The sequence below is a fragment of the Edaphobacter aggregans DSM 19364 genome (assembly GCF_000745965.1).
Lineage (GTDB): Bacteria > Acidobacteriota > Terriglobia > Terriglobales > Acidobacteriaceae > Edaphobacter > Edaphobacter aggregans.
Genome location: NZ_JQKI01000198.1, coordinates 1 through 7,693 on the forward strand (window position 1 = coordinate 1; position 7,693 = coordinate 7,693).

At 54.6% G+C, this 7,693-nt stretch carries 11 protein-coding genes; 6 read left to right on the forward strand and 5 right to left on the reverse strand.

Annotated elements, in window-relative coordinates:
• Positions 1 to 250: 250 nt before the first annotated feature.
• From Q363_RS29120 to merP, 5 genes are all read left to right on the forward strand, one after another.
• Complete coding sequence (locus Q363_RS29120) at positions 251 to 1,798, forward strand: PD40 domain-containing protein (RefSeq protein WP_035357720.1); 1,548 nt, start codon at positions 251 to 253, stop codon at positions 1,796 to 1,798.
• A gap of 278 nt (positions 1,799 to 2,076) precedes the next feature.
• Positions 2,077 to 2,619 (forward strand): hypothetical protein, encoded by a 543-nt coding sequence (locus Q363_RS29125; RefSeq protein ID WP_035357722.1) that lies wholly within the window; start codon positions 2,077 to 2,079, stop codon positions 2,617 to 2,619.
• Positions 2,620 to 2,998: 379 nt separating this feature from the next.
• Positions 2,999 to 3,424, forward strand: coding sequence for a heavy metal-responsive transcriptional regulator (locus Q363_RS29130; RefSeq protein ID WP_035357724.1), 426 nt, complete (start codon positions 2,999 to 3,001; stop codon positions 3,422 to 3,424).
• Between the two features lie 4 nt (positions 3,425 to 3,428).
• Positions 3,429 to 4,175: a mercuric ion transporter MerT gene (gene merT, locus Q363_RS47100; protein ID WP_425387804.1), complete on the forward strand. Its 747-nt coding sequence runs from the start codon at positions 3,429 to 3,431 to the stop codon at positions 4,173 to 4,175.
• 27 nt (positions 4,176 to 4,202) lie between these two features.
• Positions 4,203 to 4,502 (forward strand): mercury resistance system periplasmic binding protein MerP, encoded by a 300-nt coding sequence (merP, locus tag Q363_RS29135; protein ID WP_035357725.1) that lies wholly within the window; start codon positions 4,203 to 4,205, stop codon positions 4,500 to 4,502.
• Between the two features lie 309 nt (positions 4,503 to 4,811).
• Here the strand turns inward: merP and Q363_RS29140 are convergent, their stop codons facing one another.
• From Q363_RS29140 to Q363_RS39450, 5 genes are all read right to left on the reverse strand, one after another.
• Positions 4,812 to 5,069 carry a hypothetical protein gene (locus Q363_RS29140; protein ID WP_035357728.1) on the reverse strand — a complete coding sequence of 86 codons (258 nt, stop codon included), beginning with the start codon at positions 5,067 to 5,069 and terminating at the stop codon, positions 4,812 to 4,814.
• 347 nt (positions 5,070 to 5,416) lie between these two features.
• Entirely contained in the window at positions 5,417 to 5,686 is a 270-nt protein-coding gene (locus Q363_RS37015) for a hypothetical protein (protein ID WP_051979497.1), read from the reverse strand.
• The gene (locus Q363_RS47105) at positions 5,683 to 5,997 is read right to left on the reverse strand and encodes a hypothetical protein (protein ID WP_051979498.1); all 315 of its coding nucleotides are present in this window, start codon (positions 5,995 to 5,997) and stop codon (positions 5,683 to 5,685) included. Before Q363_RS47105 ends, Q363_RS37015 begins: the two co-directional genes overlap by 4 nt.
• A 271-nt stretch (positions 5,998 to 6,268) precedes the next feature.
• Positions 6,269 to 6,721 (reverse strand): RES family NAD+ phosphorylase, encoded by a 453-nt coding sequence (locus Q363_RS29150; RefSeq protein ID WP_035357730.1) that lies wholly within the window; start codon positions 6,719 to 6,721, stop codon positions 6,269 to 6,271.
• Positions 6,718 to 7,185 carry an antitoxin Xre/MbcA/ParS toxin-binding domain-containing protein gene (locus tag Q363_RS39450; RefSeq protein ID WP_169747183.1) on the reverse strand — a complete coding sequence of 156 codons (468 nt, stop codon included), beginning with the start codon at positions 7,183 to 7,185 and terminating at the stop codon, positions 6,718 to 6,720. The genes Q363_RS29150 and Q363_RS39450 overlap by 4 nt, the downstream gene beginning before the upstream one ends.
• Positions 7,186 to 7,359: 174 nt before the next feature.
• On the opposite strand from Q363_RS39450, the gene Q363_RS29160 reads away from it, so the two are divergent.
• A partial coding sequence (locus tag Q363_RS29160; protein WP_035357732.1) for an IS91 family transposase occupies positions 7,360 to 7,693 on the forward strand: 334 nt, incomplete at its 3' end.

Genomic DNA, 7,693 nt, shown 5'->3' on the forward strand with positions numbered 1-7,693 from the left:
CTCCACAAAGATGTCGTCAGCAGTTGATGGCGGTAGATGTCGTTCGTAGGGAGAAATAACTGTCGTCAAAGGGAAAGAGTAGTTGACGCTGAACAGCGCCATCTGCAACGAACGTGCGCGCGATGATTCCTCCACCTGCGGACAACCAGTTCGGTGCCTTCGCTTGGAATCGATTTCTGCCGGCCCTGTCTCCAGACGGAAGGCAGCTTGTGGTGCCTGTGATGGACACCCAGGGAAAGTTGGCGCTGGGTTGCGCGGCCTGAATGACCTGGGACAAGGAAGAATACTTCCCGGAACAGAAGAAGGCGCGTTTCCGTTCTGGTCCCCTGACAGCCGCTCGATAGGTTTCTTCATCCCAGGCAAGCTGAAGCGGATCGATATTGACGGAGATCTCGTCCAGGTCCTTGCTGATGTGACAGGATTCCCCAGGGGAGGGACGTGGGGTTCGAGTGGAATCATTCTATATACGCCGGGGACCTCTTCCGAGCTCTATCAGGTACCAGCGAGCGGTGGGACGCCCAGGAAGGTGACGGAACGGATCACAAACCTCAAAGAAACGAGCCATCGCTGGCCCACATTTCTGCCCGACGGAAGGCACTTCATCTTTTTCGTGAGTGATGAAGAGCAGCCAGACATGCAGGGACTCTATGCAGGCTCGTTGGACACGAAAGAGCGCCACCTGGTGGTCAAAACTTTTGTGGGAACCGCCTACGAGAATGGGGGGACCATTGTTTACGTGCGCGATGGAGCGATCGTAACGCAGCCCTTCGACGAACGAAAGCTCGTCGCCTCGGGCGAACCCGTTGCTATGCCGGACCATGTTGCGGTCAATGTTACGAACAACACGGCGCTCTTCAGTGTGTCTCCGGCAGGGAATCTGGTCTACTATCCGGCCCCTTCCGAGGGCCCCTTTGCGCTGAGCTGGTATGACCGTGACGGAAGACGGGGCGATACGCTTGATACCGGACCCATCAGGGATATCGCTCTGTCACCGGATGGAACCCGAGTCGCAGAGGGTATCTACAACCCGAACGGTCTCAATCGAGACCTGTGGAGCTACGACGTAAGCCGGCGCACAAAGACTCGGTTGACGTCATCTTTAGAAGACGAAGGCCGCCCTGTATGGCAGCCCGATGGGCAGTTCGTGCTATTTACGTCAGGGTTCGGCGGAGATCCGTCTCATATCTATCGCAACAGGAGCGATGGCAGCGGGGGAATTGAGACCGTTCTCAAATCCGAAGGCGTAAATGAGGTCCCAGGATCGATCTGTCGTGATGGGCGGTACCTGGCTTATACGCGCTCCACAAAGGATTCGCCAGCCTCGGTCTGGATCCTTCCCCTCACCGGAGACCGCAAGCCTTTCGCTTTGATCCAAACCCAATTTTCGAATTTCAGCCCCGTCTTCTCTCCCGACTGCAAGTGGATCGCTTACGGGTCTGGTCACAATACAACACGCGGTGACGTCTACCTTGCCAATTTCCCTGATGCGACTCACCAGTATCAGGTATCCACGCAACCCGGTGGCCTGCCGCACTGGCGAGGGGACAGCAAAGAGCTCTTCTATTTCTCTTCCCCCCAAAACAGCATCATCGCCGTAAACGTGGAGGAAAAGGGCGGGAAACTCTCACTCGGAGCCCCACGGACGCTTTTTCCCTTGTCGTCCCCCTACGCATCCTTTCTCGGCTTTGACGTTACACCGGATGGAAAGCGCTTTCTGATCTCGACCGTGAATTTCCCGACCGCCAGTATCCCGTTAACGCTTGTTACGAACTGGAAAGCAGAACTGAAGACGAAATGAGGCTCGCCAGGTAAAGAGCGCCTCGCAAGAGGCACCGAGATACGAAACGGGCATGCGGCTGAGCGGTATCTTTCTACGATCCCGACCTGTTGGTGACGGATATTTTGCTGCTGGTCATGGATGGACTTCAGTCGCATCGTTCCTTAAGGCAAGTCAATGTCGGGTGAGGGTAGTATTCCTTACCATTCATGAAGACACTGACTTCTTCAATGCGGCGTTCTCTGCCGGTGCTTTGGGTTATCTCACGAAGTCTCCGCAACAGTATCAGAGGAGATCCCATGGGAGAAAGCGTTCCACTTCCTCAGCGGCGCCATTTGAAAGAGAGAGTTTCCGACGAACTCAAGCGCTTTCTCGTGATCTTCCTCTATCTCTGGGTAGTGTTTGGATTACTGTCGATTCACAAGAGCATCATCCTGGCCGAGCAACACCTGGACTATCCGGAGCACGCCTTTGCGATTATCAACGCGTTCATTTTTGCAAAAGTACTGCTCCTCGGTGAGCACTTTAACCTGGGAACGCGGTTCAAGGATAGGCCACAGATCTATCCAATACTGCACAAGTGCTTCATCTTCACAGTAGTGCTCATTTGCTTTCACATTGTAGAGAGCATCCTGGTGGGAGTGTGGCATGGGCATACGATCGTGGAGAGTTTTCCGCCGATATTGGGAGGAAGTCTAAAGGGCCTCTTGTCGGTGGGTGTGATTTGTTTTGTCGTGCTATTACCGTTCTTCGGGTTCAGGGAGATTGGCCGCGTGTTCGGCCGCAAGGAGTTGTGGGCTCTGATTTTTGTGCATCGAGGAAATAAACCTAAGCTGAGTTAGTCAGAGGAACTGGCTAGGGTTGATCTTCAATCCCAGAGTTGAAGACATGTTCGTCCATTCAACGCTGGCGATAGGAAAAGGGTTGGCCTAAGCAGATGCACGACGGTTCTCGACACTCCTATGCACCCCGGGGGGGGGTAGAACGGCTAGTGGAGATCGATGAACGTGGGTCGAAGCCCTATGTGGTCGATATGATATGCGGGTCTGAGCGCGGACTCCTCCATATTTTTGCCGGAAATAAAGCATATCTTTGTCGCGCCAGAGGGATGTGCTGGTGGTGGCCGGACCGGCGACAAAAATTCCTTCTCGGAGGATTGCTTGACTCTGGACTATGCTCCAGACTTTATTCTTGATCTAAGCCAGCAAGGGGAATCAAGTCATGGGTGGTGTGCAGATCGGAAAAGTCGCAAGCCAGACCGGGATGACTATCGATGCGATCCGCTTCTATGAACGGAGTGGCTTGCTGCCAAAGCCGGCCCGTAGCGAGGGTCGATATCGGATTTATCACGAGCAGGATATCCAGAAGCTGAAGTTTATTCGCAGAGCACAAGCGCTAGGTTTCTCTCTCCAGGAGATACGCGAACTTCTGCTGATTCAAAATGAAGAGGTCGAAGCCTGCACCCATGTACGAGATCTGATCGAGCAGAAGCTCGTTGACGTGCGAGCGAAGTTGGAACAGCTTCGAACGTTGGAGCGGGAGCTGAAAAACGCACATGCTTCGTGCGTAAAGGCTCTGGCTCGTTGTGGTAGCTCTGACGACTCGTGCCCAGTGTTGGAAGCGATCGCACACCAAAAGACGAGGTGAAGGCGTGAAAGTGCAGGTTCTCTATTTCGACGGCTGCCCACATTATCTCCCCGCAGTTGATCTGGTTTCCGAGACACTGCGCATTGAAGGCATAGAGGCAGAAGTAGAGCGAATCCCTGTGACTACAGGGGAACAAGCGCAGGCCGTTGAATTCCTCGGCTCTCCCACGGTACGTATCAATGGGTTAGATGTGGAGCCCGAAGCAAGAACACAGAAGAGTTATGGCTTTGGCTGCCGTACATACTTCAATGATGGAAAACGAGGCGGATTGCCATCTCGCCAGATGATCGTGAATGCGATCCATGAGGCAACTGAAAATAGCTCCGATACAGTCCGAGGATCAAGACAAGCAGGATTCGAGAGTCAGGACTGTTGTGGCACCAGACACATGTCGTCGGATGGCCCTGGAAAGAGCTCCGGCTCCGGACCTCTTCTTGCAGGAGGGCTTTCGGCCATACTCGCTTCGAGCTGTTGCCTCGGCCCATTGATACTGGTATCTCTTGGCATCAGTGGCGCGTGGATTGGAAACCTAACTCGGTTGGAGCCTTATCGGCCCTATTTTTTGCTTGTTGCGGTAGTCGCGTTGATCTTTGCTGGACGTCGCATCTTTTGGCCGGCCCATGCGTGCAAACCCGGCGAAGTTTGCGCACTGCCCAAAACGCGCCGCCTCTACCGACTGATGTTTGGGATAACGGTGTTGCTTGTACTGGTCGCATTTACGATTCCGTACGTAGCCAGGTTTTTCTACTAATTTTTTGTTGTCGAGGAATCAGTTGCCATGAAGACATTCAAACGCATGTTCACCACGCTATCCGCTGTCCTCCTGCTTACGGCCCCAGTCTGGGCTGCCACACGTACCGTGACACTCGACGTTCCAGGCATGACCTGCCCGACGTGTCCCATTACCATCAAGAAGGCTTTGAACAAAGTCCAAGGTGTCTCGAGGGTCGATGTCAGTTTTGAGAGAAAACGTGCCGTAGTCACCTTCGATGATGCCAAAACCAATGTTCAGGCTCTTGTGAAGGCCACGACGGATTCTGGTTTTCCGTCGGCTCCTGAAGAAACAACGAAGCAATAGATGGCAGAGAGGACGAACGCCGCCTGCAGATCCGGAGATCTTGTTTGCGGCCGAAGCGCATTCTGGCTCTGGTGCCTTCCTGCGTTCGGCGTACTGATCGGGCTTTCTTGGCCGCAGGTGCGACCGTGGCTGTGGCTCTCAGGATTTTCAGTAATGGGCGTGGCGTGTCTTGCAAACGCCGCGCGATGCAATCAGAGTTGCGTTTCCAGAGATGACAGAGGAAACGTTCGACCGTAACGCGCCACGGAGAGTGGAAGGGAAGCGGGGCGCGGAGAAGCTCCTTTAGAATTCCTCCGCATCCCGAAACCTCTATGCTGTCAGCTCCGGAAACCGGAAGCCAAGCTCCACTGCGCGAAACGCGCTACGCGCCGCACGACGGGCGTACATTCCTGCCTGCAAAGCATAGGCATTTCGGTCATGGGTGTTGGTGCTCAGAAAAGCCAGCGCAATCTTCTCTGTGGCTACTGCAGAGTACGGCGCAACATCTGCGGCGTAGTTCTCAGCTGTGGCGGGCAAAAGTTTCCCGCGGAAGCTGATGAAGTGGGTAATTCGGAGAATGTTCCTCATGGGGCTCCTATTCACTCCTTCGTGTCGGAAGCGGCTGGTGTGGAGTTTGGCTGTGGGGTTCCATCACCTCGGAAGGATTGGCAAACAACCAGGGGAACATCTCTTTCATTACCTTGATAGTCTCCTTCGGCGGATTCGCTCGGAGCACGCGAAGGAGTCACTTTAGTGTCGGCGCGAACCTCGGAGGTCGAGGCAGATTCGCAGTCGGGCAAATCAACTTTAAGAGCTGTCATAGTGTGAGGCACCCATCTGGATATTGGACGTTTTAGACGTCGGCGAGAACGCCACCGAGAACACATGCATCTCGGCGGCTGTACGTTAGTGCAAGTTGCTCGATTCGGGGAGGGCTAGTTGCAGTGGAAGGCCGGCACGAAGCACCACGGGAGCATGGATCGGCGTCGTGAAAGAACGACTGTCTCCATCTCCTGAACGGTCTGCTCAAAATCAAGATTGAGAAACACTCTATCGAAGTAACGAGCTGCGGATACCTCAGCAGCGTAACTTTCGATCCGCTCCTTCTGATTCGGGCTGTTGCGGTCAGCGACCCGACCTGCCGCAGCCCCGGCGCTGGCGGGAAGGACAGGGAGAGTCATCGTGTTCGGAAGGATGCGCTTCAATGAGAGTGCGCCTGCCACGGTAACGATGAGAGCGACGTCGCCTTCAACATCGAGTGCTGAGCGGGGTACACCATAACTCTCGTTATAGAGGCAAAATCCGTTTCAAGGAACGCACCCTCCCGCTGCATTTGGAGAAATTGAAGATGCGTCACGAAGTGGTAGTCCTTGCCTGAGACTTCACCTGGGCGGGGAACCCGGGTTGTGGCGGTAATGCCCTTTGTCAGTTGCGGAACGCGCTCAACGAGGGATTGGGTCAAAGACGTCTTACCTGATCCCGAAGGACCAATTATCAGGAATACAGTTCGAGACAAGAGAGTCCTCCTTCCGACTTATCGTCAGCTGTGGACCGCGCAAATATAATGGCCACCCCTTTGGGTGGCCGCTCGGTCAGTTTATAGATGAAAATTTCGGTATATAGGGTGATGATCGGGTTATAGGGGTGGTACGCGGGCATCCTCCGTAGAGGAAGCCCGTTCGACTCGCCCCGTAACCGGGGCTAATCAAACTTTGGAAAGTCTACCATAGGCGTTCTCCACTAAAGGGGATCGCGGAACAGTCTTCGGTTTAGTCCCAATCGGCTGACTAGCGCGAGAGAAGGCGCTTATCGAAAGGAAAGCGCCCCACAACCTGGGGCTTGACGTTGGCTACCTCAGGGACCAGAGGATTGAGAATACAGTTCTTTGCGACGGGCACTATTACAGACGGAACAAGCAACCCGGCTTTCTTCGATGCCGACAACCAGGTATTACCGATGTGCTGCGTAATAGCGATGTTTTCCTGCCAAACGAGAGGGAGCAAATTTGAATCGATTGGCTCGATGAGACGATCTGGAATCTCAACCGAGAGGAGCTGATAAGTGTCCGGCATCTCATCATCGCGCTCGACGTGGACGATTGTTTCCAATAGGCAGAGTGCCGGGTGATCTGCAAGGTACACGACGCGTCGACCTTGCTGACGTGTATGCCATCGGCCATCTGCGAACTCGCCTCCTCGTCCAGTCAGGTCTGCGTAGTTACTGACACGGTATAGGATCAAACGAACATTCCCTCATCGATCTGATAGAGCATCTGGCGCACTAGGTCTCCGCCGACTTCACTGCGCAACATCTCCAAAGGGGAACGGCCTTCCAATCGCTGATTGCCACGTCGGAGCCACCGCAACGCTTTGTCGTGATTGCCAAACACGTGGTCGGCCAGTGTGATAATTTTGGCAACGCGCAGGGTTCGGTCGGCCTCTTCGAGCGAAAGAGATTGTTGCTTATCTTTCCTATGTTTGAGTGTCCGGGCAGGTAAAACCACGCGATGAACTTCACTGAAAGTGAGGCCTTCATTGCGCAAAACTTCGACACTGCTGATGGGGAGTCCTTGTTCCACCATCACGGCCAGTTGGAACTCCGTTGGGCGCTTTCCGAAAATGGAATCAAGGATGCGATTTTCCGCTGTGCTGTCCGACTCCAGAACCGGTTGCTGGGAGGGAAGCTCCTTAGCGACTATGTTCATATGAAACCTCGCTAAATACATTATGCCACAATACATTGTGGCAGATGCCGCTAGATAAGCTTTGCGCCTATCATTTGTCCCGCCGGCATCTGCAGGCACTTCCCAGCCCGCTGGAAGCGATAGAGGTGTCCAGTCCCAGCGAGGTAACGCGGTCCAGGAGAGGAAGATGAAGCGATGAGCCGGCCCACCCTCGAGGTGGCCGACATCGTCCGCGCAGTGGGCAACAGATTCTGGGAGAAGCACAAGTCGCATCTTGCATGGTTGCACCGCAAGGTGCTCGATGCCATCCTCCGGTGCCGCACCGCGGCACTGGGCGGTCATCTTGATCAGTGCGTCAACTGCGGCCATCAGGCCATCTCATACAACTCATGCCGTGATCGCAACTGCCCAAAGTGCCAAGGCAACGCGCGCGCCAAGTGGCTGGCCGCGCGTTCGGCTGAGCTGTTGCCCGTGCCTTACTTCCACATCGTCTTCACCTTGCCACACGAACTCTCCTCTCTGGTCCTTC

What these genes read in the sequence shown, in the direction of transcription:
- Q363_RS29125 (WP_035357722.1), top strand. Translation starts at nt 2,077, where the DNA reads ATGGGAGAAAGCGTTCCACTTCCTCAGCGGCGCCATTTGAAAGAGAGA.
- Q363_RS29130 (WP_035357724.1), top strand. Translation starts at nt 2,999, where the DNA reads ATGGGTGGTGTGCAGATCGGAAAAGTCGCAAGCCAGACCGGGATGACT.
- Q363_RS29140 (WP_035357728.1), bottom strand. Translation starts at nt 5,069, where the DNA reads ATGAGGAACATTCTCCGAATTACCCACTTCATCAGCTTCCGCGGGAAA.
- Q363_RS39450 (WP_169747183.1), bottom strand. Translation starts at nt 7,185, where the DNA reads ATGAACATAGTCGCTAAGGAGCTTCCCTCCCAGCAACCGGTTCTGGAG.
- merP (WP_035357725.1), top strand. Translation starts at nt 4,203, where the DNA reads ATGAAGACATTCAAACGCATGTTCACCACGCTATCCGCTGTCCTCCTG.